General features: G+C 55.3%; 25 protein-coding genes and 1 tRNA gene. 11 read left to right on the top strand and 15 right to left on the bottom strand.

Features of this window, described 5'->3' with window-relative positions:
* Positions 1-318: 318 nt before the first annotated feature.
* Positions 319-394 (bottom strand) — tRNA-Phe (locus IM271_RS11660).
* Between the two features lie 168 nt (positions 395-562).
* Here IM271_RS11660 and IM271_RS11655 point away from each other — a divergent pair.
* Positions 563-1,408, top strand: coding sequence for an AraC family transcriptional regulator (locus IM271_RS11655; protein ID WP_028015223.1), 846 nt, complete (start codon positions 563-565; stop codon positions 1,406-1,408).
* Between the two features lie 37 nt (positions 1,409-1,445).
* Positions 1,446-2,036, top strand: a complete 591-nt coding sequence (locus IM271_RS11650; protein WP_048999812.1) for a LysE family translocator — start codon at positions 1,446-1,448, stop codon at positions 2,034-2,036.
* Here IM271_RS11650 and IM271_RS11645 read toward each other — a convergent pair.
* The 5 genes from IM271_RS11645 to aspA form a co-directional block, all read right to left on the bottom strand.
* Positions 2,033-2,608, bottom strand: a complete 576-nt coding sequence (locus tag IM271_RS11645; RefSeq protein ID WP_028015225.1) for a transcriptional regulator — start codon at positions 2,606-2,608, stop codon at positions 2,033-2,035. The two genes, IM271_RS11650 and IM271_RS11645, sit on opposite strands and share 4 nt — an antisense overlap.
* A 49-nt stretch (positions 2,609-2,657) precedes the next feature.
* A complete protein-coding gene (locus tag IM271_RS11640) occupies positions 2,658-4,367 on the bottom strand; it encodes a protein-disulfide reductase DsbD (RefSeq protein WP_193052628.1) in 1,710 nt (569 codons plus the stop codon).
* On the bottom strand, positions 4,343-4,666 hold the full coding sequence (gene cutA, locus IM271_RS11635) for a divalent cation tolerance protein CutA (protein ID WP_028015227.1): 324 nt from the start codon (positions 4,664-4,666) through the stop codon (positions 4,343-4,345). Before cutA ends, IM271_RS11640 begins: the two co-directional genes overlap by 25 nt.
* Before the next feature lie 113 nt (positions 4,667-4,779).
* A complete protein-coding gene (locus tag IM271_RS11630) occupies positions 4,780-6,081 on the bottom strand; it encodes an anaerobic C4-dicarboxylate transporter (RefSeq protein WP_008502949.1) in 1,302 nt (433 codons plus the stop codon).
* A 116-nt stretch (positions 6,082-6,197) separates the two neighbouring features.
* A complete protein-coding gene (gene aspA, locus IM271_RS11625) occupies positions 6,198-7,634 on the bottom strand; it encodes an aspartate ammonia-lyase (protein ID WP_003855923.1) in 1,437 nt (478 codons plus the stop codon).
* Positions 7,635-7,969: 335 nt separating this feature from the next.
* On the opposite strand from aspA, the gene IM271_RS11620 reads away from it, so the two are divergent.
* Positions 7,970-8,434 carry an FxsA family protein gene (locus tag IM271_RS11620; protein ID WP_028015228.1) on the top strand — a complete coding sequence of 155 codons (465 nt, stop codon included), beginning with the start codon at positions 7,970-7,972 and terminating at the stop codon, positions 8,432-8,434.
* 31 nt (positions 8,435-8,465) lie between these two features.
* Here the strand turns inward: IM271_RS11620 and yjeH are convergent, their stop codons facing one another.
* The gene (gene yjeH, locus IM271_RS11615) at positions 8,466-9,704 is read right to left on the bottom strand and encodes an L-methionine/branched-chain amino acid transporter (protein WP_193052627.1); all 1,239 of its coding nucleotides are present in this window, start codon (positions 9,702-9,704) and stop codon (positions 8,466-8,468) included.
* Between the two features lie 178 nt (positions 9,705-9,882).
* On the opposite strand from yjeH, the gene IM271_RS11610 reads away from it, so the two are divergent.
* Entirely contained in the window at positions 9,883-10,176 is a 294-nt protein-coding gene (locus tag IM271_RS11610; protein ID WP_003855929.1) for a co-chaperone GroES, read from the top strand.
* Between the two features lie 31 nt (positions 10,177-10,207).
* On the top strand, positions 10,208-11,851 hold the full coding sequence (gene groL / locus IM271_RS11605; RefSeq protein ID WP_023310114.1) for a chaperonin GroEL: 1,644 nt from the start codon (positions 10,208-10,210) through the stop codon (positions 11,849-11,851).
* Positions 11,852-11,915: 64 nt separating this feature from the next.
* On the opposite strand, the gene iadA is transcribed toward groL, so the two are convergent.
* The 3 genes from iadA to IM271_RS11590 are packed head-to-tail and all read right to left on the bottom strand — an operon-like array spanning position 11,916 to position 14,197.
* Complete coding sequence (gene iadA, locus IM271_RS11600; RefSeq protein ID WP_193052626.1) at positions 11,916-13,079, bottom strand: beta-aspartyl-peptidase; 1,164 nt, start codon at positions 13,077-13,079, stop codon at positions 11,916-11,918.
* Positions 13,080-13,089: 10 nt separating this feature from the next.
* On the bottom strand, positions 13,090-13,551 hold the full coding sequence (locus IM271_RS11595; protein WP_028015231.1) for a YjiG family protein: 462 nt from the start codon (positions 13,549-13,551) through the stop codon (positions 13,090-13,092).
* Positions 13,532-14,197, bottom strand: a complete 666-nt coding sequence (locus IM271_RS11590; protein WP_045261285.1) for a nucleoside recognition domain-containing protein — start codon at positions 14,195-14,197, stop codon at positions 13,532-13,534. Before IM271_RS11590 ends, IM271_RS11595 begins: the two co-directional genes overlap by 20 nt.
* A 234-nt stretch (positions 14,198-14,431) precedes the next feature.
* Here IM271_RS11590 and IM271_RS11585 point away from each other — a divergent pair, with 234 nt between their 5' ends.
* Positions 14,432-14,785 (top strand): DUF4156 domain-containing protein, encoded by a 354-nt coding sequence (locus tag IM271_RS11585; RefSeq protein WP_182033477.1) that lies wholly within the window; start codon positions 14,432-14,434, stop codon positions 14,783-14,785.
* Between the two features lie 64 nt (positions 14,786-14,849).
* Here IM271_RS11585 and epmB read toward each other — a convergent pair whose 3' ends face one another.
* Positions 14,850-15,878: an EF-P beta-lysylation protein EpmB gene (gene epmB / locus IM271_RS11580; protein WP_126326199.1), complete on the bottom strand. Its 1,029-nt coding sequence runs from the start codon at positions 15,876-15,878 to the stop codon at positions 14,850-14,852.
* Between the two features lie 40 nt (positions 15,879-15,918).
* On the opposite strand from epmB, the gene efp reads away from it, so the two are divergent.
* The 3 genes from efp to ecnB all read left to right on the top strand — a co-directional run bounded on the left by efp (position 15,919) and on the right by ecnB (position 16,930).
* Positions 15,919-16,485 carry an elongation factor P gene (gene efp / locus IM271_RS11575; protein ID WP_003855940.1) on the top strand — a complete coding sequence of 189 codons (567 nt, stop codon included), beginning with the start codon at positions 15,919-15,921 and terminating at the stop codon, positions 16,483-16,485.
* A gap of 58 nt (positions 16,486-16,543) precedes the next feature.
* Positions 16,544-16,675, top strand: a complete 132-nt coding sequence (locus tag IM271_RS11570; RefSeq protein WP_028015234.1) for an entericidin A/B family lipoprotein — start codon at positions 16,544-16,546, stop codon at positions 16,673-16,675.
* Positions 16,676-16,783: 108 nt separating this feature from the next.
* On the top strand, positions 16,784-16,930 hold the full coding sequence (ecnB, locus tag IM271_RS11565) for a lipoprotein toxin entericidin B (RefSeq protein WP_003855942.1): 147 nt from the start codon (positions 16,784-16,786) through the stop codon (positions 16,928-16,930).
* 40 nt (positions 16,931-16,970) lie between these two features.
* Here ecnB and IM271_RS11560 read toward each other — a convergent pair whose 3' ends face one another.
* Positions 16,971-17,570, bottom strand: a complete 600-nt coding sequence (locus IM271_RS11560) for a LuxR C-terminal-related transcriptional regulator (RefSeq protein WP_041911497.1) — start codon at positions 17,568-17,570, stop codon at positions 16,971-16,973.
* 259 nt (positions 17,571-17,829) lie between these two features.
* On the opposite strand from IM271_RS11560, the gene sugE reads away from it, so the two are divergent.
* Entirely contained in the window at positions 17,830-18,147 is a 318-nt protein-coding gene (gene sugE, locus IM271_RS11555; protein WP_006178944.1) for a quaternary ammonium compound efflux SMR transporter SugE, read from the top strand.
* Here the strand turns inward: sugE and IM271_RS11550 are convergent.
* Entirely contained in the window at positions 18,144-18,674 is a 531-nt protein-coding gene (locus IM271_RS11550; RefSeq protein ID WP_028015236.1) for a lipocalin family protein, read from the bottom strand. The genes sugE and IM271_RS11550 overlap by 4 nt on opposite strands.
* Positions 18,675-18,780: 106 nt before the next feature.
* The gene (gene blaACT, locus IM271_RS11545) at positions 18,781-19,926 is read right to left on the bottom strand and encodes an ACT family cephalosporin-hydrolyzing class C beta-lactamase (protein ID WP_193052625.1); all 1,146 of its coding nucleotides are present in this window, start codon (positions 19,924-19,926) and stop codon (positions 18,781-18,783) included.
* A gap of 132 nt (positions 19,927-20,058) precedes the next feature.
* On the opposite strand from blaACT, the gene ampR reads away from it, so the two are divergent.
* Positions 20,059-20,934 carry a LysR family transcriptional regulator AmpR gene (gene ampR, locus IM271_RS11540; RefSeq protein WP_047366965.1) on the top strand — a complete coding sequence of 292 codons (876 nt, stop codon included), beginning with the start codon at positions 20,059-20,061 and terminating at the stop codon, positions 20,932-20,934.
* A gap of 29 nt (positions 20,935-20,963) precedes the next feature.
* On the opposite strand, the gene frdD is transcribed toward ampR, so the two are convergent.
* Positions 20,964-21,323 (bottom strand): fumarate reductase subunit FrdD, encoded by a 360-nt coding sequence (gene frdD / locus IM271_RS11535; protein WP_000609653.1) that lies wholly within the window; start codon positions 21,321-21,323, stop codon positions 20,964-20,966.
* Between the last annotated feature and the right edge of the window lie 2 nt (positions 21,324-21,325).

The raw sequence follows: 21,325 nt of genomic DNA, 5'->3' as shown, positions 1-21,325 counted from the left end.
CCGAACTCAGAAGTGAAACGCCGTAGCGCCGATGGTAGTGTGGGGTCTCCCCATGTGAGAGTAGGGAACTGCCAGGCATCAATCAAGAAGAACCCCGCACCGTAAGGTGCGGGGTTTTTTGCTTTGTGCACCGGAAAATACCGGGTGGCGGCTTCGCCTTATCCGGCTATAGGTTTTGCAGGCCCGGTAAGCGCAGCGCCACCGGGAAATGCTAACCGCACGATCTTACCGGGAAGAGATACAGGGGTATAAATAAGGTAAGGTTTTGATAAACGCAGAAAAGCAAAAACCCAGCCATAGGCTGGGTTCTTTAAATAGTGGTGCCCGGACTCGGAATCGAACCAAGGACACGGGGATTTTCAATCCCCTGCTCTACCGACTGAGCTATCCGGGCAACGGAGCGCATTAAACCGCAATCGCGCCTTATCGTCAACATTATTTCAGGAAAAGCTGTTCAACTGCTTAAGTTTGCGGCAATCTGTACGTTTTCACCGTGAAAATGCACAAATCTTCCAGACAATACCGGGCCGTGCGGCAATGCTGATGACAACAGGAGGGCAGTATGGCAAACGACTGGCTTGAGCTCCGTCAGCATGCGGATACCGGCATTGAAACGATTAAAGCGCACTTCGAAGGCCATGCCTTCGATCCCCACTGGCACGATAGTTATCTGGTCGGGATTACCCTTTCAGGCACCCAGCAGTTCCACTGTCGTCGCGAACGCCACCGCAGCCATCCTGGTGATGCGTTCTTACTGGAGCCGGGTGAAATTCACGACGGCGACGCGCCTGTGGAAGGAGGCTTTACCTATCTCACCTTCTATCTTGACGAGCAGTGGCTGACGCGTACCCTCCGTGGATTATATGAAGCCACGCCGGATCGCTACTCGCTTCACTTTGCTCAAACGCTAACGCGCGAACCTCAGCTGGTCCGTTCTATCGGCGAGACGTTTAACGCGTTGCATAGCGATGAGATGAAAATTGTTCAGCAGAGCACAATGGATAAGCTGCTCTCTCAGATCACCTCCCATTGCCACTGGCGTAAGAAACTCCCGTCGCAGCTACAGAGCGCTGCCGTGGCGCATCGCGCACGCGACTATCTTTATGCGCATATCGGCGAGAACGTGGGGTTGTCAGACCTTGCGCGCGAGACGGGCACGGATCGCTTTACGCTGACGCGCTGTTTTAAGCGCGAGTTCAACCTGGCACCGCACGCCTGGCTTATTCAACTGCGTCTGGCAAAGGCGCGACAGCTGCTGGCGCACGGCGAACAGCCTGTTAATGTGGCTACAGCGCTCGGTTTTGCCGACCAAAGCCATCTGGGACGCTGGTTCCAGCGTGCATACCGCATTTCCCCTGCCTACTACCGCCGGTTGTGCACAAACCTTCCAGACGTTTCCAGAAAATAGCGGCACAGTAATGGCTCTAACAAAAAAGGAGCCATCTGTGAGTCTGATGCCTTATCTGCTGTTTGCCTTTGTCGCGTCGATAACGCCCGGCCCGACGAATATCCTCGTTCTCACTAACAGCCAGCACTTTGGCGTGAAAAACACCATTCCCGCCATTATGGGGGGATGTATTACGGCGAGTCTGATTGTGCTGATATCGGGTGCCGGCGCCGGGGAGGTGCTGCGTCAGTTTCCTCTGATACGCCAGGCAATGAGTTGGGCGGGCGTGCTGTGGCTAACCTGGATGAGCTGGCAACTGTATCGGGCGCCTGCGGCGAATCTTTCTGAGAAGACGCCTCATCGCTTCACCGCGCAAGCCGCAGCGCTGCTGCAGATGGTGAATCCGAAAACGTGGATGATGGCGCTGGCAGTAGTGAGTCTTTTTGCTCCCGCGAGCATTCATCCGTTAAGAGATATTGCGCTGATGGCGCTATGGTTCTTACTGATTTCTGTGATGTGCCTGATGTGCTGGGCGTGGCTGGGGAAGGCGGTAAACCGGGTGTTTCGCACCACCGTGGCGATGGTGCGGTTTCAGCGCCTGATGGCGCTATGTCTGCTCGTCTCCGCCTGGGCGGGCATGTTGGTTTAGGTTAACGCCCCGCCCATACGACACTGGGCAAAGCGCAGAATGTCTTCCGCCAGGCGGTGCGCCGTATCCACATCGGCCTGGCTACGGTTCACCAGCATGCGGCTCAGGCAACCCTCCAGTACGAGCTCCATCTGCTTAGCGACCATTGCCGGGTCATCCACTTCAAGCGTTGTCAGCAGTTCGTGGGTGAAGTCATGCGCCGCACGTTTTTGCTGATCCGCCAGCTGGTGTATTGGATGGCCAGGATCGGGATAAAACGTACAAGCAGCAATAAACAGGCAGCCTGGATAACGATTGTTGCTGACGCACTCTGTCAGGGCGGTGTAGCGCGCTAACAGTTTTTGCTCAGCGGTCAGCTCTTCATTCAACATTAGCTGCCTGCGCCAGATATCCACCTGCTGGCTAAGATAGCGTAGGGCATCATAAAGCAGCGCCTCTTTATCCGGCCAGAAGCGCTTAAGCTCATCCAGAGGGTAATCGATACGGTCGGCTACCATCTCAAGCGTGGTGCTGGCGATCCCTTGAATCTCAAGTAGTTGCAGGGCTTGTCCCAGTACGTCTTCGCGTTGCACGGTTATCTCCTCCGCTATTCCCAACGGTATGTCCCGTCTAAAGTGTTGTTTACGGTTGGCGATTGCGCAAATGCGCGCTGAATGCCGTTGCGTCCATAAACCCGGTTACACGCTGTTCTGGCAGCTCTTCCCCCTGCTCATTGAAGAACAGAATGGTTGGCAGCCCGAGTACGGTAAGGTGTTTAAGCAGGGCCTTATCCTGCGCATTGTTGGCTGTGACGTTTGCCTGAAGGAGTACCGTCTCTTTCAGGGCATTTTGCACCTGAGGATCGCTAAAGGTGTATTTTTCAAACTCTTTGCAGGCAACACACCAGTCGGCATAGAGGTCGAGCATCACCGGTTTGCCTTTTGCCTGCGCCAGCGCGCTGTTGAGCTCATCGACGTTCTTAACGTGTATAAAGTTTAAATGTGCCTGCGTCTGGCCCACAGGCGAGCCGAACGCCCAATCCTGAAGCGGGCGCACGCTCACCAACGCGGCGGCGAGCAGGAGAATTTGCACCAGACGCATCCACGCTTTTTTTGCCCCCAGGCTGACGATAAACGCCCAGGAAAAGAACGCCACGCCGAGCATGGCCCACAGGCGCAAACCCCACGCGTCACCCATGATGCGCTCCAGCAGAAACACCGGGAGCGCCAGGATGACAAAGCCGAACGCGGTTTTCACCGTCTCCATCCACGGGCCGCTCTTCGGCAGCAGGCGGTTGCCAAACACCGTCACCAGAATCAGCGGCAGGCCCATCCCCAGCGCGTAAAGATACAGCGTACCCCCGCCGAGCCACATATTACCGCTCTGGGCGATGTACAGCAGGATAGCGCTCAGCGGTGCTGTAGTGCAGGGGGAACAAATCAACCCGGCGATGGCGCCCATTGCGAACACGCCGCCCGCAGAGCCACCCTGCTGGCGACTGCTCATCAGCGTTAAGCGGGTTTGCAGCGAAGAGGGCAGCTGAAGCGTGAACAGGCCAAACATCGACAGCGCAAGCAGAATAAATACGGCTGACAGGCCGATTAGCACGTAAGGGTGCTGAAGCGCTGCCTGGAACTGTAGTCCGGCCGCGGCGACCACGAGGCCGAGCGCGGTATAGGTAAGCGCCATGCCCTGCACATAAATAAAGGCCAGGAGCAGCGCCCGGGCGGTAGAAAGACGCTGTTTGCCGCCCAGTACAATCCCGGAGATAAGCGGGTACATCGGCAGGACACAAGGGGTAAAGGCAATGCCGATACCAATCAGTAAGGCCCAAAGTGCTGAGAACGGCAGAGCAGAAGCAGCTTCGGCTTCGCCTTTATCCCTCACCTTGCCCCTCTCGTCTGAGGGGAGAGGGGAGGCAGCCGCTTTAACTTCAGTAAGCGGAACGACCTTCGTTTCAGGGGGGTAGCAGAAGCCCGCGTCGGCACAGCCCTGATACGTAACCGTCAGCGTGGCATCTTTATCCGCCTGATTCACCGTAACGGGCACGCTTAAGCGCTGGCGATAAATTTCACTTTTACCGTAGAACTCGTCCTCATGCCATTCGCCAGCGGGCATCTGCAATGCGCCAACGTTGGCCTTTGCCGGCGTGATGCTGACCTGCTTGCGGTAGAGGTAGTAACCCTCTTTCACCTGCCAGGTCAGATTGAGATCGTGCTGGTTTTGCTGAAAGTCGAAAATGAACGCTTGGTCGGCGGGAATAAAGTTCGAACGGCCGGGCGCGTCAAACAACCCGGCAAATACTGACGTGCTGCACAGCAGCAGGATCAGCGTAAAGAAGCGTTGAGCCATGAGAGATAGTCGTTATCGCCGTGGACCACTGGCAGCACCAGCAGCTCCGGGGTTTGATAAGGATGATGAGACTTGAGGCAGTCAAGGAGCGCCTGCTGATTCGCCAGATTGGTTTTGAGCAACATCTGGACTTCATACTCCTGCTCCAGCTTGCCTTCCCAGTAATAAAGGGAGGTCGCGCCGGGGAGCAGCGTGACGCAGGCTGCCAGTTTTTCGGCCAGCGCTTTGGCGGCGAGATCCTGGGCAGAGGCTTCATCAGGGGCGGTACACAGTACGACAACAGCATCAGGCGTGTTCACAAGTCGACCTCCTCATCACGAAAGTCTTCACTATATCACGCCATGCGATTGGTCATTAATGAAACGGGCCGCAGAGCGGCCCGATTTTAACTATTTTTACAACGGCTAACCGTTTACAGCACAATGCCGCCAATGATAAAGCCGAGGACGACGCAAAGCGTAATCGCCACCACGCCCGGGATCAGGAACGCGTGGTTAAACACGTACTTACCGATGCGGGTTGAGCCGGTATCGTCCATCTCAACCGCGGCCAGCAGGGTTGGGTAGGTTGGTAGCACGAACAGGGCGGAAACGGCCGCAAAAGAGGCAATCGCCGTCAGCGGCGTCACGCCCAGCATCAGTGCCGCAGGCATCAGCGCTTTGGTGGTGGCAGCCTGAGAGTAAAGCAGCGTCGCGGCAAAGAACAGTACCACCGCCAGCAGCCACGGGTAGTTGTGCAGCAGGTCGCCGGCAACGGTCTGGATGTCGCTGATGTGCGCTTTCACGAAGGTGTCACCGAGCCACGCCACGCCCAGTACGCACACGCAGGCGCTCATACCGGATTTGAAGGTACTGGCGTTCAGCACTTCGCTGGTGTCGATTTTACAGGTGATGCTAATCAGCGTGGCGATGGTCAGCATGAATACCACAATCGCTTCGTTACGCGGCAGCACCGGGTTCTGGATCAGCCCCACGGTGTCGCTGATGGCGGTCGCGTAGAACATCACGGCGACGATACCGATCAGGAACAGCAGCACGGAGCGTTTCGCGTGCGGCTTCAGCTCGAATACCTGGCTACCGCGCAGGCTCACTTCACCTTTTGCCAGACGCTCCTGGTAAACCGGATCGTCTTTCAGCTCGGCACCGAGGAAGTTACACAGCACGGCGGTAATCATCACCGCAATCAGCGTGACTGGAATACAGATCGCCAGCAGCGTCAGGTAGCTCACGCCCATCGGCTCAAGGATACCTGCGAAGAAGACTACGGCGGCTGAGATTGGCGACGCGGTGATCGCAATCTGCGACGCCACCACGGCAATAGAAAGCGGACGAGACGGGCGAATCCCCTGTTCTTTTGCCACCTCGGTGATCACCGGCAGCGTGGAGAACGCCGTGTGGCCGGTTCCCGCGAGAATGGTCATAAACCAGGTCACCAGCGGGGCAAGGAAGGTGATGTATTTCGGATGGCGGCGCAACATGCGCTCCGCCAGGCTCACCAGGTAGTCCATACCGCCCGCCACCTGCATGGCCGCAATAGCGGCAATAACCGCCATGATGATTTCGATAACGTCAAAAGGGATTGCGCCGGGTTTAATCTGAAAGATAAGGGTAAGTACGAGCACCCCGAGACCGCCGGCAAAACCAATGCCGATACCCCCGAGCCGCGCGCCCAAATAAATCGCCAACAGGACGATGACGAGTTCTGCTCCAAACATAAAGACCTGCCTTGCTTATTAACAAGTTGATATTGAATTGTTGTATTTAGGTAACACCTAAAAAGAAAAAAGGCACGTCACAAGTGACGTGCCTTTCGGAAGCCTAGCCTGAACTGTTACTGTTCGCTTTCATCGGTATATCGTTTCGCTTTATATGCCGGATGCATCAGGTTCTGGGCCGAGAAGATATCGTCCAGCTCGGCTTCGGTCAACAGTCCACGCTCCAGCACGACTTCACGCACGCTCTTACCGGTTTCGGCGCAAATCTTACCAACGATGTCACCGTTGTGGTGGCCGATGAACGGGTTGAGGTAAGTAACGATCCCGATGGAGTTATAAACATAGCCTTCACAGACTTCTTTATTCGCGGTGATGCCGTTAATGCATTTTTCCAGCAGGTTGTAGCAGGCGTTAGTCAGGATGTGAATGGATTCAAACATCGCCTGGCCAATCACCGGCTCCATCACGTTCAGCTGCAGCTGACCGGCTTCGGAGGCCATGGTCACGGTGGTGTCGTTACCAATCACCTTGAAGCAAACCTGGTTCACCACTTCTGGCACTACCGGGTTAACTTTGGCTGGCATAATGGAAGAACCCGCCTGCAACTCTGGCAGGTTGATTTCGTTCAGGCCAGCGCGCGGGCCGGAGGAGAGCAGGCGCAGGTCATTACAGATTTTGGACAGTTTCACCGCCAGACGTTTCAGGGCGCTGTGTACCATTACGTACGCGCCGCAGTCGGATGTGGCTTCAATCAGGTCTTCCGCAGGCACCACAGGAAGGTTAGACACTTCCGCCAGCTTCTGAACCGCCAGTTGCTGATAGCCATCCGGGGTGTTCAGACGCGTACCGATGGCGGTGGCGCCCAGGTTCACTTCCAGCAGCAGCTCGGAGGTGCGCAGCAGGTTTTTGGTCTCTTCGTTAAGCAGCACGTTAAACGCGTGGAATTCCTGACCGAGGGTCATTGGCACCGCGTCCTGCAGCTGGGTACGGCCCATTTTCAGAATGTCCTGGAACTCAACGGCCTTACGCTGGAAGCCATCGCCCAGCTGGTTGATCGCGTCGACCAGTTTGACCACGGAGGCATACACCGCGATACGGAAGCCGGTTGGGTAGGCGTCGTTGGTGGACTGGCATTTGTTAACGTGGTCGTTCGGGTTGAGGTACTGGTATTCACCTTTCTGGTGGCCCATCAGCTCAAGGCCGATGTTTGCCAGTACTTCGTTGGTATTCATGTTGACGGAGGTACCCGCGCCGCCCTGATAGACGTCAACCGGGAACTGGTCCATGCATTTGCCGTTGTTCAGCACTTCATCGCAGGCAGCGATAATCGCATTTGCCGCGCTTTTAGGAATGGTTTGCAGCTCTTTGTTCGCCAGCGCTGCGGCTTTCTTCACCATCACCATGCCACGGACAAACTCAGGGATATCGCTGATTTTGCTGTTGCTGATGTAGAAGTTTTCAATCGCTCTCAGAGTGTGAACACCATAGTAGGCATCCGCTGGAACTTCCCTGGTACCCAACAAGTCTTCTTCGATACGAATGTTGTTTAACATGTGAACCTTCTTTTCAAGCTGCCGATGGATTGTACTAAACACACAACATATATGTGGTTTTGAATATTTTCTGACCGACGATTATTCCCTCAATCGGCCAGATGTTCGAGATCATATGCTGATGATAGCGAATTGCCGTAAGCTGGATCACTTATTATCGACCCGATTCCATGATAATTATTAATCTGTGAAATGTGTCACCGCTTTAATATTTCCGAAAAAAATATCCGTGCAAACCGATTGAATTTTGGCTAACCGTCTCCATCTCTTACAGACGCGTGACGCGAACACATTCAGACAGGGGCCAGATGGCACCTGCCACACAGGAGATGCCAGTGCGCTGGATACCGTTTATTGCTTTCTTTCTCTATGTTTACATTGAGATTTCTATTTTCATTCAGGTAGCTCACGTGCTGGGCGTCCTGCTGACGCTGATTCTGGTGATCTTCACCTCCGTCATCGGCATGTCGCTGGTGCGTAATCAGGGTTTCAAAAATTTCCTGATAATGCAGCAGAAGATGGCTGCAGGTGAAAGCCCGGCAGAAGAGATGATCAAAAGCGTGTCGCTGATTATTGCTGGCCTGCTGCTGATCCTGCCGGGGTTCTTCACCGACTTCCTCGGCCTGCTGTTGCTGTTGCCGCCGGTGCAGAAGCACCTGACCATGAAGCTGCTGCCGCACCTGCGCTTCAGCCGCATGCCGGGCGGCGGGTTCAGCACAGGGCCAGGCGATACCTTCGAAGGGGAGTATCAGCGCAAGGATGAACAGCGCGACCGTTTAGACCATAAAGACGATCGATAATTTTTTTGCCCGGTGGCTTCGCTTACCGGGCCTACGGATTTTTCCGCTTCGGTAAAAATGCCCACAGCCCCGCCAGCATGACGATGGCGTACGCACTCTTCCATCCCACCATCGCCAGCAACAGCAGGCACAGCACGCCCCCGACGACTGCCAGTGCTTTATAGCGACCTTTCAGCAGACGACAGCCTGACAGCATGCACAGCAGGTAGATCATGATGAAAATACCGTTGGCGTAGATAATTAGAGCATCGAGGTTGATGTCGAGAAGATAAATACCCAGCGAGCTCAGGACGCAGCAGCCCAGCACGGCATTCAGTGCATTCATAGGGAGTTGACGTTTAGACAACCGCGCGAGGCGGCTCTCAGGTTTGTAGCGCGCCTGTGACCACACCAGACGGGCGAAGCTCTGGATATAAATGTTGAGGCTGGCAAAGCAGGCGAGATAGCCAATCACGCAGGCCACCCATAGCGCCTTCACGCCGAAAAGTTTAACCACGATACCCGGTAGCGATGCGGCGGCGGCTTTATCTTCGCCGAACGCGTTGAAGTGCAGCACCAGTACGGTACAGGCCCAATATACGGTGCCCGCCAGCAGTAAACCAATCATCAGAGCGCGGGGAAAATCACGCTCGGGCTGTTTAAACTCGGATGCCAGGTGAGCGAACGCTTCAAGGCCAACAAAACACCAGAACATGACGGATAACGCAGCGAAAAGCTGTGAATGGTCGATATCGTTTATCGCAGGGAAGGGGATATCCGCTACGGTAATGTTACCCGCAAACCAGATGGCGACGATCAGCACGACGATCAACGCTGCAACCAGCGTTTGCAGATTCGCGCTTGAACTGGCCCCGCGCGAGCCCACCCACCAGACAATCGCCAGCGTACCCAGCTCAGCCAGCAGCAGTTGTTCGTCGTGCCAGCCAAACAGCGCCTGTCCAAAGCCGGTGGCGATATGCAGGGCTGCCGGAAGGCCAACGGGTATTACCGACAAAAACAGCCAGCCGGTTACGCGCTCCATGCGCGGACCAAACGCCATGCCGACAAAATGCGCTACGCCGCCCGCGCTGGGGAAGTGCCGCCCGAGTATGGCAAACACAATCGCCACCGGGAACACCAGCAGGATCAGCACCGGCCATGCCCAAAGACTGTTATTTCCGGCGACCAGCGCCGCCAGTGCCGGTACGGCAAACACGCCGGTACCTAACAAGGAGGTTGAAAGCAGGCCAACGCCCTGCGCCAGCCCCAGCTCCTGCCTGAGTCCACTCATTTACCTTGCCCTGCCACCATCAAAAGAGAGTGGATGGTAACACTTTCGCAAATTTTTTTTCGATTCCCCCTTGAAGGGGTAAAAAGCTATCCCCATCTCTCAGGGCACTAGTCGGAAAACCGCATGCGGGCCGGCGTCATCCATAACTGATAATGACTTTCTCAAAGGAGAGCTATCAATGAGTATTCGTCCGTTACATGATCGTGTGATCGTCAAACGTAAAGAAGTTGAAACCAAGTCTGCTGGCGGCATCGTTCTGACCGGTTCTGCAGCAGCCAAATCAACGCGTGGCGAAATCATCGCTGTCGGTAAGGGCCGCATCCTGGAAAACGGAACTGTGCAGCCGCTGGACGTTAAAGTTGGTGACATCGTAATTTTCAACGATGGCTACGGCGTGAAATCCGAGAAGATCGACAATGAAGAAGTGTTGATCATGTCCGAGAGCGACATTCTGGCAATTGTTGAAGCGTAATTTACGCACGAGAATTTGAGGAAATAAGAACATGGCAGCTAAAGACGTAAAATTCGGTAACGACGCTCGTGTAAAAATGCTCCGCGGCGTAAACGTACTGGCAGATGCAGTTAAAGTGACCCTGGGCCCGAAAGGCCGTAACGTAGTGCTGGATAAATCCTTCGGCGCGCCAACCATCACCAAAGATGGTGTTTCCGTTGCACGTGAAATCGAGCTGGAAGACAAGTTCGAAAACATGGGCGCGCAGATGGTGAAAGAAGTTGCCTCTAAAGCGAACGACGCTGCAGGCGACGGTACCACCACCGCGACCGTACTGGCGCAGGCTATCATCACTGAAGGCCTGAAAGCCGTTGCTGCGGGCATGAACCCAATGGATCTGAAACGTGGTATCGACAAAGCTGTCGCATCCGCTGTTGAAGAACTGAAAGCGCTGTCCGTACCGTGCTCTGACTCTAAAGCCATTGCTCAGGTTGGTACTATCTCCGCTAACTCCGACGAAACCGTAGGTAAACTGATCGCTGAAGCGATGGATAAAGTCGGTAAAGAAGGCGTGATCACCGTTGAAGACGGTACCGGTCTGGAAGACGAACTGGACGTGGTTGAAGGTATGCAGTTCGACCGCGGTTACCTGTCCCCATACTTCATCAACAAGCCAGAAACTGGCGCTGTTGAGCTGGAAAGCCCGTTCATCCTGCTGGCTGACAAGAAAATCTCCAACATCCGCGAAATGCTGCCAGTGCTGGAAGCCGTTGCGAAAGCAGGCAAGCCGCTGGTTATCATCGCTGAAGATGTTGAAGGCGAAGCGCTGGCGACCCTGGTGGTTAACACCATGCGCGGCATCGTGAAAGTGGCTGCGGTTAAAGCACCTGGCTTCGGCGATCGCCGTAAAGCAATGCTGCAGGATATCGCTACCCTGACCGGTGGTACCGTGATCTCCGAAGAGATCGGTATGGAGCTGGAAAAAGCGACCCTGGAAGACCTGGGCCAGGCGAAACGCGTTGTGATCAACAAAGACACCACCACCATCATCGACGGTGTGGGTGAAGAAGCCGCTATTCAGGGCCGTGTTGGTCAGATCCGTAAGCAGATCGAAGAAGCCACTTCCGATTACGACCGTGAAAAACTGCAGGAGCGCGTAGCGAAACTGGCTGGCGGCGTTGCGGTAATCAAAGTTGGTGCTGCAACCGAAGTTGAAATGAAAGAGAAGAAAGCACGCGTTGACGATGCCCTGCACGCGACCCGTGCTGCGGTAGAAGAAGGCGTAGTTGCTGGTGGTGGTGTCGCGCTGGTACGTGTAGCCGCTAAGCTGGCTGGCCTGACCGCTCAGAACGAAGACCAGAACGTGGGTATCAAAGTTGCGCTGCGCGCAATGGAAGCTCCTCTGCGTCAGATCGTTTCCAACGCCGGTGAAGAGCCGTCTGTGGTTGCGAACAACGTGAAAGCGGGTGAAGGTAACTACGGTTACAACGCGGCAACTGAAGAATACGGCAACATGATCGACTTCGGTATCCTGGACCCAACTAAAGTGACCCGTTCAGCTCTGCAGTACGCGGCATCTGTAGCTGGCCTGATGATCACGACCGAGTGCATGGTAACCGACCTGCCAAAAGGCGACGCGCCTGACTTAGGTGCTGCTGGTATGGGCGGCATGGGTGGAATGGGCGGCATGATGTAATCATGTTGTTCTGAACCTCTCAGAACGAACCCCGGGCAGAAATGTCCGGGGTTTTTTATTGCCGCTACTCAAATGTTCCCTTCACGCATGCTACGCCTTCGCACACCATCTGGCGGCCTTTCGCCCAGACCTCGCGGATCTTCAGGTCATCCGTCAGCACCAGGAAATCGGCATCGCATCCGGGCGCGAGCCGCCCCTTATGCTCCAGCCCGAGAAACTCCGCTACGTTACGCGTAAACGGCAGAAGCGCCTCCTCCAGCGGCAGGTGATACCGGCTGACCAGTTGCTGCAGCGTCTGAGGCAGAGATTCGAACCCGGCTACGCCAATGCCCACCAGATTACCGTTCGCGTCAAAATTCGGTTGGCTGCCGTTACCGTCCGAACTGAGCGTAAGCCGGTTAAACGGTACCTGCGCTTCACGGGCCGTCGCGATGGCGGTGGCGGCATCAATGGGCTCACTGATGCTGGTGGTGATGTCGATATAGCCCCCATCACGGGCATAATCCAGCGCGGCGAGGAACAGCGCCTGGTCGCGGTTAACGTGGGTTGGCAGCAGCTTCTTGCGGGGCACGTCGGCGTTTTTCAGGATGTTAAGCAGCGGCTCCAGCAGCTTCGGGCTGTTGCCGAGGTGAAACACGGATATGCCCGCTTTAGCGCCCAGCAGCCCGCCGACGCGCGACTGGGCGGCCATATTCGCGAGCTGGTCATCCGCTGGTGCGGAAGAGCGATGGTCGGAAATCGCGCATTTCACGCCGATGATTTTATCAATCAGCGCCACATCCTTTTCGATGCTGCCGGTAATCGTCGGAGAAGGCAGCCCGTATGCGCCTGTCAGCATCCACGCGCTGATCCCTTCATGCTCAAGCGCCCGCGTTTTTGCCAGCAGAGATTCGGGATGGCGGGTCACGCCGTCGGTACCCAGCAGCCCAACAACGGAGGTGATGCCCGCCGCCACCAGCGCGGACAACCGTACCTCCGGCGTCCGGGTGTGCGGACCGGCTTCACCGCCGCCGCCGATCAGGTGTACGTGCTGATCGATAAAGCCCGGGCAAACCACCGCCCCGGCGAGATCGGTTTCAGGACAGTTAAGCCGCATTGCTGCGCGATCCGTTTTTTCAATCGCGACGATTTTTCCCCCGGCGATGAGCAGATCGCAACGTCCCCGATCCTCCGGCGCGTAAAGGTGCACATTGCGGAAAAGATGGGGTTCCAGCACTGAAAAATCCATTTTTATCTCCTCAGAAGAGTAGCTGCATTACCCACATTGAGAGCAGGGCGTTAATGACGCAGACGGTAATGATGTGTGGATAATACTTCGGGTTAACGCCTGCGGTGCCCAGGCAGCGGCCGGTGTTTTGCACCGGATTGCCCATCAGATAGATGGCGGGCAGCAGAACGGTGGCATCGTGGCCGTTGAGCGTGCCGGCAGCCACCAGGCTGGCGCAAACCCCCACGCCGCCCCCCATACTCATCACCGAGGCCAGCAGGACCGTTGCCGCCGCGCCCGGAAGCCCCCACAGGGCCATAATTGGCTCGCAAATATTACCAACAATATCCAGCAGGCCGGTCACCTTGAGCGCCTGAATGATGACAAACGCCATAACCACGTTCGGCAGCAGGCTGGTGGTGGCGATGGTAAAGCCTCGGCGGGCGCCATCGATAAACATGTCCATGATATTTTTACGCGGCTGGGCGATCATTTTTTTCCTCCTGAATACGACGATCTTCCATGTGAGCGATCCACAGACGCAGGAGGTTCGCGCCAACAAATTTAAACATCAGTATGACGGCCAGCGGCGTGATTACCGGGACGGTAATAAACGTGAAGAGTGCGGCGCCGGAAGAAAAATAGTTGGTAATGATGGCGCTACCGCTGGTCTGGAAGGTGGCGAAAATGGCGCGCTCGCGATCGGTAATAGCCCCTTCGTCGGTCAACTCTTTGGTCATCCCTGCTGCGGCATCGGTATTTTGCAGGTTGGCGATGAGGGCCAGAGAGCAGACGCCCGGTACGCCAAGCAGCGGGCGCAAAATGGGCGTCATCAGCTGTTGCGCGGCACGCAGCCCGCCCAGCCCCTCGGTGACGGCAATGATCCCGAGCGATAAAATGACCGAAGGCGCCAGTTCAAGGGCAAACAAGAAACCGTCTTTCGCCCCCGTGCCGCCCTCACCGCGAAACGTTAGCGCGCCGTTCACCGGACCGAAGCTGCCGTTTAGGACGGTAAAATCCAGCACGCGCCACCATTCGGTACTTTTGGCGAAAAAGCCTGAGAAAAATACGATGGTGAGCACAAACGCCAGATAGCCCACCCATGTTACCTTTTCCTCTCCTGAGGATGATGCACTCATGAAACCCCCTGTTTTAATCGCGTACAAAAGTTGTACGTCGCAACACTAAAAACGATCGAGGGCTAAAACACGATATCCCAAAGGGCATTATCAGAATTCATTTAAGATGTCGGAGGAGTGATGTACGGAATCCGGCTCGCAGAAATGCGCGGGGATTTTTCTTTTAGTCATCTTTTAGGTATAAGATTTACACACGGACAATTACTGTCCAGCTTATTGAAAACGAGGAATAACATGCGCGTAAAAGTCTGTGCAGGGATCGTAGGAGCAGCGTTGCTGCTGGTGGGTTGTAGCTCCAGCAATGAACTGTCGGCAGCGGGCCAGGGCGTTCGCTTTGTGGAAGATAAGCCAGGCAGCGAATGCCAGCTGTTAGGCACGGCCACCGGTGAACAAAGTAACTGGATGTCGGGTCAGCACGGTGAAGAAGGTGGCTCTATGCGCGGCGCGGCGAATGCCCTGCGTAACCAGGCTGCTGCAATGGGGGGGAACGTGATTTACGGCGTGAGCAGCCCGACGCAAGGAATGCTCTCCAGCTTCGTGCCAACGGCCAGCCAGATGAGCGGCCAGGTCTATAAGTGCCCGAACTGAGTTTACTTGCTGATGGCGCTGCGCCCCACCTCGTAGGGCAGGTAAGCGTAGCGCCACCTGCCTTTTAGCGCTGCCGCAGTTGCAAATCCAGCGGCGTCTTACTCGGCTCTCCGCCAATCTCGCGTGCCAGCTTCGGCACCATATAACCTGAAACCAGCGTTAACAGCTCGCGCATAATCTGTCGGGCTTCCTCATCCGTCACCATGAAATGCGCCGCGCCCTGCACGCGATCCAGCACGTGCAGGTAATAGGGCATCACGCCTGCGTCAAACAAGGCATTGCTGAGATCGGCCAGCACCCGGGCGCTGTCGTTCACGCCGCGCAACAATACGCTCTGGTTGAGCAGCGTCACGCCCGCCTTACGCAGACGCGCCATCGCCGCGCGAAATTCATCGTCGATCTCGTTCGCGTGGTTGATATGGTTTACCAGCAGCACCTGTAGACGTGACTGCTCCAGGCGTGCAACCAGGCCGTCAGTGATACGTGCCGGAATGACGATCGGTAAACGGCTGTGAATGCGCAGACGCTTAATGTGCGGGATGGCTTCAAGCTGCGTCAAAAGCCAGTCCAGTTCATGATCTTTTGCCATCAGCGGGTCACCGCCGGAAAAAATAATCTCATCCAGCTCTGGATGGGCGGCGATATAGTCCAGCGCAACCTGCCAGTTGCGCTTATTTCCCTGGTTTTCGGCATACGGGAAGTGCCGACGGAAGCAGTAACGACAATTTACCGCACAGCCGCCCTTTACCAGCAGCAGGGCGCGATTGAGATATTTGTGCAGTAAACCCGGCACCACGCTGTTTTGCTCTTCCAGCGGATCGGTGCTGTAGCCCGGCGCTGTAATAAACTCATCCTGCGACGTAAGGGTTTGTTTTAATAAAGGATCGTCAGGGTTGCCTTTTTCCATGCGCGCAACAAACGCGCGGGGAACACGCAGGGCGAAAAGTCGCTTTGCCTCACGGCCAGCAAGCAACTCCGGATGCTGATCGAGGTCTAAAAGACGCAGCAATTCATCAGGACTGGTGATTACATCGGCAAGTTGCGATAACCAATCTTCTCTGGATGGGGTGTTTAGGGTTACAATATGCGCCATTTTGTGGCTTAGCTACCAGTTAACAAATTTAGAGGGCCTTATGGCAACGTACTATAGCAACGATTTTCGTGCTGGTCTTAAAATCATGATGGACGGCGAACCGTACGCGGTTGAAGCCAGCGAATTCGTTAAACCAGGTAAAGGTCAGGCATTCGCACGCGTTAAGCTGCGCCGCCTGCTGACCGGCACCCGTGTTGAGAAAACCTTCAAATCTACTGACTCCGCTGAAGGCGCTGATGTTGTCGATATGAACCTGACTTACCTGTACAACGACGGTGAGTTCTGGCACTTCATGAACAACGAAACCTTCGAGCAGCTGTCTGCTGATGCGAAAGCGATTGGCGATAACGCGAAGTGGCTGCTGGATCAGGCTGAGTGCATCGTGACCCTGTGGAACGGCCAGCCTATCGCCGTTACCCCACCAAACTTTGTTGAGCTGGAAATCGTTGAAACCGATCCAGGTCTGAAAGGTGACACCGCGGGTACTGGCGGCAAGCCAGCAACGCTCTCCACTGGCGCAGTGGTGAAAGTACCGCTGTTCGTACAGATCGGTGAAGTGATCAAAGTGGATACTCGCTCCGGCGAATACGTATCCCGCGTGAAGTAATTTACGTCATGATTCAAGGCGCAGCGCCCGCTGCGCCTGATTTTTGCAGGCAGGGATGATGAAACGTACCGTTAAAATTCTGCTTCTGTTAGCGCTCTCCAGCGTACTGCTTTCCGGCTGTAACACCGCCCGTGGCATGGGGGAAGATATCCAGGACCTCGGTCATATCATTTCTCACGCAGCCAGCTAAGTCCGTCTAATTTTCCTAAAATTGCTTCCTTTTCCGTCAATCGGCGGGATCTTGTCTATTCTTAAGTTGCTATACACAAAACAACTTTGGCTATAAAAGGAAGATATTATGGTTAAGAAAACAATTGCAGCGATCTTTTCTGTCCTCGTGCTTTCCTCCGTGTTGACTGCATGTAATACCACCCGCGGCGTAGGGGAAGATATCTCCGACGGTGGTAACGCGATTTCTGGTGCAGCAACTAAAGCTCAGAACTAATGAAGCATGGACGGTACGGCACGTGAGTTTCACCGTACCGTCAATTCTCTGCTTCCTGCAGGGATAAAAACGGTGAAAAGCGTGTATCCATATGCAGCTTCATGCGGATATTGCGTTTATAGGTATAAACCGTTTTTCCGTTAATGCTCAGGTGAGCGGCTATCTTTTGGTTGCTCGCGCCGTCCATCCATAACGTCAACACTTTCTCCTCCTGTCGTGTCAGCAAGGGGGCGGCCACCGTCGGGCGGTACGTGCTTGCGCGCGAAATTAACGCGTCATTGATAACCGTCGCGATTTCCTCAAGAGGGGCATTTTTCATTAGCGAAGACCAGACCGGGAAGTTCCCGAGCCAGGTCGCCAGGTCCTTGTCCTCTCCCGATTGCAGCATAATAAAAGGTAATTTTTCGCTAGCATTCAGCAAAGAAGAGAGTTGCTGGAAATGGTGAATATCCTGCCTGAAACCATGCAGGTCAGCGATGACCAGCTCAGGTTTCCATTGCAGAATGTGCTCCCTGGCGAGGAATAGATTGTTCAGCCCGGTCACAACGTAGTGCCCCGGGAACAAACCGGAATGATTGAGCCATGCTTCAAACCCGGTGCGGGTGAAGTGACAACGGTCAATCAAAAGAATCTTGAACATATTTTATTCGCAGTCGGCTAGTGGTTTGGCTTCCTGCCATCAGAAAGCACATCATCATAGAGAAGTCCGATGAGCTATAAATGCCTGAACTCCGTGCCATACTGCGGCTATTTCTGGGCTTAACGCGTTCATCAGAAAATGATTGAAAAAAAATCACACGCTAACCAAAATATGGGGTGTTATCTGCCTTGCGGGACGACCCGTAAGCGCTTCCTTCATCGGGGACGGCCCCAACTGTTTTTAAGTTAAGGAGCCCGAGATGTCCTGGATTATTCTCTTTATTGCTGGTCTGCTCGAAGTGGTATGGGCGATTGGTCTCAAGTACACCCACGGATTTACCCGCCTGACGCCCAGCGTTATTACCGTTACGGCGATGATCGTGAGCATTGTTCTGCTATCGTGGGCAATGCGTTCTCTGCCCGTGGGAACGGCCTATGCCGTCTGGACGGGGATCGGTGCCGTAGGCGCGGCGATTACCGGCATTCTGCTGCTGGGAGAGTCAGCGAGCCTGGCGCGCATTGCCAGCCTCGCTCTGATTGTTGCCGGTATCATTGGGCTGAAGCTTAGTACCCATTAACGGGGCTGTTTTACCCAAATAAGTTTCGACACATCAAACCCCTGTCGGGTCGCGACGTCCAGCATCTGCTGTTTCATTTCTGACGAAATAGTTGGCGTGCGGGAAAGTATCCACAGATAGTCGCGATCCGGCCCGCAGACCAGCGCATGACGGTACTCTCTGTCGAGCGCTATCACGTTATAGCCGCCATAAAACGGGCCGAAGAAAGAGACTTTGAGCGCGGCCCGTCGCGGGTCGCCAGTGAAATAGGCTTTCCCGACCGACTGCTGCCACATCTCACGATCGGGATTATAGCCCCGGTTGATCACCTGAATACCGCCATCATCCATTGGGCTGTAATTAGCAGTAACCTTCTCTAAGCCCTGCTCAAACCGATGGTCGAGGCGCGCGATTTCATACCATGTTCCAAGGAAGCGTTGTGCATCAAAAGGCGTGACGACGGTAACGCCAGGAGGTGGGGTAGGGGAACTGCAGGCCACCACTAAAAACGCGGCTGTCACCGCGGCGATAACAGGCAAAATGCGCATAGGAGTTTCCTTACTGTTTTTTTGTTAAGTGTAGATGACGGCAAGGAAAATGTGGTTTTTGTGCGGTGTGTTTCGCCGGGTAAGCGCAGCGCTACCCGGCAATGTTTTACTGCAGCGCGTCGAGGATACGGTATGCCGCCTCAACTCGCGCCGGATTCGGATAGCTTTTATTCGCCAGCATCACAATGCCGAGCTGCTTTTCAGGAATAAAGGCCACGTAGCTGCCAAACCCGCCGGTTGAGCCCGTTTTGTGCACCCATGAGGCCTTAACCGGGGGAACGGGTGGACTCACTTCTCTCGCAGGCAACGGTGCCAGCGCCACCTTGTTATCACTGCCTCCGACGACGGTTTTGGCATCGACCGGCCAGTTAAGCATCTCCCAACCTAACCCCTGATACATGGCACCCACGCGCCAGTAGCGAGACTGCGCCAGCGTAATGCCTTGCTTCAGGGACGTATCCTGCAGTGCGTCAGGGGCCATATTGGCCATCACCCAGCTCGCCATATCCTGCACGTTGGTTTTCACGCCATATGCCTCTGCGTCCAGCATGCCCGGTGAAACGTGGACCGCTTTACCGTCACGATATCCCCAGGCGTAATGCGTCTCCTCCGCTTTCGGAACGTTAATCCAGGTATGATCCAGCTTGAGCGGCTTAAGGACCCGCGTCGTCATGGCCTGCTCATAGCTCATGCCGGAAGGTTTGACCGCCAGCGCGCCAAAAAGACCGATGCTGGAGTTGGCGTAAAGACGCGTTGTGCCCGGCTTCCACTGAGGCTGCCAGTTTTGATAGAAGCGCAGCAGGGAAGCGTTATCTGTGACCTCATCGGGCACCTGTAAAGGCAGGCCACCGGCGGTGTAGGTTGCCAGATCCAGCATGCGAATCCCTTGCCACTGCTTGCCGGTCAGATCAGGCCAATATTTGGTTACCGGATCGCCCAGCGAAATTTCGCCGCGGGCAATAGCATCGCCCCCCAGCACGCCGGTGAAGGTTTTACTTATAGAGCCCAGCTCGAACAGGGTTTGCGGGGTGACGGGTTTGTTCGCCGCGATATCGGCCTTTCCAAAGGTAAAGTAGTGTGGCTGGCCCTGATAAATCACGGCCACCGCCATGCCTGGAATACCCTGCGCTTTCATCAGGGGCGTAACGTTGCGTTCTACCACGTCAGCCAGCTGTTTTTCCGACATCGGCGCGGCGAGTACAGAGCAGGATGTGCTGAGCAGCAGGGCGCAGCAAAGGAATTTTTTCATCATCAATTATCTTCCATAATAGCAGGTCAAGGGAGTGTCCGGGCCCGGCAGACCGCTGTAGTCTGTTAGATTTGACTATGGCTGACAAACGGTTAAATTTAGCATGAGCTGTTAATTTTTCTAACGGATGGAACAATGACCCGCAGCTATCTTCCGCTTAATTCGCTTCGCGCCTTCGAAGCGGCCGCCCGGCACCTCAGTTTTACGCATGCAGCGATAGAGCTGAACGTCACCCATTCCGCCATCAGCCAGCACGTTAAGGCGCTGGAGCAGCATCTGAATTGCCAGCTGTTTGTCCGCGTCTCGCGCGGCCTGATGCTGACCACGGAGGGTGAAAATCTGCTGCCGGTGCTGAATGATTCATTCGATCGTATCGCCGGAATGCTGGATCGCTTTGCCAGCCAGCGCGCTCAGGAGAAGCTAAAAATTGGCGTAGTAGGGACTTTCGCCACGGGTATCCTGTTCTCTCATCTCGCGGACTTTCGCCGCTGTTATCCGCATATCGATCTTCACCTTTCCACCCATAACAACCGCGTCGATCCGGCTGCTGAAGGGCTTGATTATACGATCCGCTACGGCGGAGGGGCGTGGCACGGCACCGAGGCGCAATTCCTGTGCCCTGCGCCGCTGGCGCCGCTTTGCTCGCCCGAAATCGCCGCCGTGCTCCAGTCTCCGGCCGACATCCTGAAGTTTACCCTGCTGCGTTCTTACCGACGCGACGAATGGTCGGCGTGGATGCAGGCGGCAGGCGAGCATCCTCCGTCGCCAACGCACCGGGTAATGGTGTTTGATTCGTCTGTCACCATGCTGGAAGCCGCACAGGCAGGTATGGGCATTGCCATTGCGCCTGTCGATATGTTTACCCATTTGCTGAACAGCGAGCGCATCGTGCAGCCGTTTACAACGCAAATTGATCTGGGCAGTTATTGGTTAACGAGACTGCAGTCGCGGGCTGAAACGTCCGCAATGCGTGAATTTGCCCAGTGGCTGGTGGCAAAGATGCAGAAATAAAAGGCCCGCCGGATGGCGGGCCAGAAGCGTCAGATAGTGACAACGGCAATCAGCGTCACCACGGTCAGGATGGTTGCCAGCCCGTAGAACACCCATTTACCGCTCGGCACATGGATTTTCAGGTCATGCATCGCATGGTGAATGCGGTGCAGGCCGCACCACAGTGGCAGGACGATCATCAGGAAGATGAACACGCGGCCAATAAAGCTGCTCGCAAACGCCAGCACGCGCTCGTAGCTCAGCGCATCGCCCGGAAACAGCCCCAGCGGCAGCATAATGCCGACCAGCAGGATGATCACCGGGGCGATGATGGCACTCCACATGCCGCCTGCGCCAAACAGGCCCCAGAAGACCGGCTCGTCTGAACGTTTTGGATTTGGATTGATCACAG

The sequence above is a fragment of the Enterobacter cloacae complex sp. I3 genome, assembly GCF_014896175.1.
GTDB classification, from domain to species: Bacteria; Pseudomonadota; Gammaproteobacteria; order Enterobacterales; family Enterobacteriaceae; genus Enterobacter; species Enterobacter bugandensis.
Note: the sequence above shows the minus strand (reverse complement) of the source record. Positions and strands in the feature narration are given on the sequence as shown.

Coding starts and splice junctions, on each gene's coding strand:
- aspA (WP_003855923.1), bottom strand. CDS start 7,634: ATGTTAAACAACATTCGTATCGAAGAAGACTTGTTGGGTACCAGGGAA.
- IM271_RS11610 (WP_003855929.1), top strand. CDS start 9,883: ATGAGTATTCGTCCGTTACATGATCGTGTGATCGTCAAACGTAAAGAA.
- blaACT (WP_193052625.1), bottom strand. CDS start 19,926: ATGATGAAAAAATTCCTTTGCTGCGCCCTGCTGCTCAGCACATCCTGC.
- IM271_RS11585 (WP_182033477.1), top strand. CDS start 14,432: ATGCGCGTAAAAGTCTGTGCAGGGATCGTAGGAGCAGCGTTGCTGCTG.
- ecnB (WP_003855942.1), top strand. CDS start 16,784: ATGGTTAAGAAAACAATTGCAGCGATCTTTTCTGTCCTCGTGCTTTCC.
- IM271_RS11590 (WP_045261285.1), bottom strand. CDS start 14,197: ATGAGTGCATCATCCTCAGGAGAGGAAAAGGTAACATGGGTGGGCTAT.
- IM271_RS11550 (WP_028015236.1), bottom strand. CDS start 18,674: ATGCGCATTTTGCCTGTTATCGCCGCGGTGACAGCCGCGTTTTTAGTG.
- efp (WP_003855940.1), top strand. CDS start 15,919: ATGGCAACGTACTATAGCAACGATTTTCGTGCTGGTCTTAAAATCATG.
- IM271_RS11630 (WP_008502949.1), bottom strand. CDS start 6,081: ATGTTTGGAGCAGAACTCGTCATCGTCCTGTTGGCGATTTATTTGGGC.
- IM271_RS11640 (WP_193052628.1), bottom strand. CDS start 4,367: ATGGCTCAACGCTTCTTTACGCTGATCCTGCTGCTGTGCAGCACGTCA.
- iadA (WP_193052626.1), bottom strand. CDS start 13,079: ATGGATTTTTCAGTGCTGGAACCCCATCTTTTCCGCAATGTGCACCTT.
- IM271_RS11595 (WP_028015231.1), bottom strand. CDS start 13,551: ATGATCGCCCAGCCGCGTAAAAATATCATGGACATGTTTATCGATGGC.
- groL (WP_023310114.1), top strand. CDS start 10,208: ATGGCAGCTAAAGACGTAAAATTCGGTAACGACGCTCGTGTAAAAATG.
- IM271_RS11560 (WP_041911497.1), bottom strand. CDS start 17,570: ATGTTCAAGATTCTTTTGATTGACCGTTGTCACTTCACCCGCACCGGG.
- IM271_RS11570 (WP_028015234.1), top strand. CDS start 16,544: ATGAAACGTACCGTTAAAATTCTGCTTCTGTTAGCGCTCTCCAGCGTA.
- ampR (WP_047366965.1), top strand. CDS start 20,059: ATGACCCGCAGCTATCTTCCGCTTAATTCGCTTCGCGCCTTCGAAGCG.
- sugE (WP_006178944.1), top strand. CDS start 17,830: ATGTCCTGGATTATTCTCTTTATTGCTGGTCTGCTCGAAGTGGTATGG.
- yjeH (WP_193052627.1), bottom strand. CDS start 9,704: ATGAGTGGACTCAGGCAGGAGCTGGGGCTGGCGCAGGGCGTTGGCCTG.
- IM271_RS11655 (WP_028015223.1), top strand. CDS start 563: ATGGCAAACGACTGGCTTGAGCTCCGTCAGCATGCGGATACCGGCATT.
- epmB (WP_126326199.1), bottom strand. CDS start 15,878: ATGGCGCATATTGTAACCCTAAACACCCCATCCAGAGAAGATTGGTTA.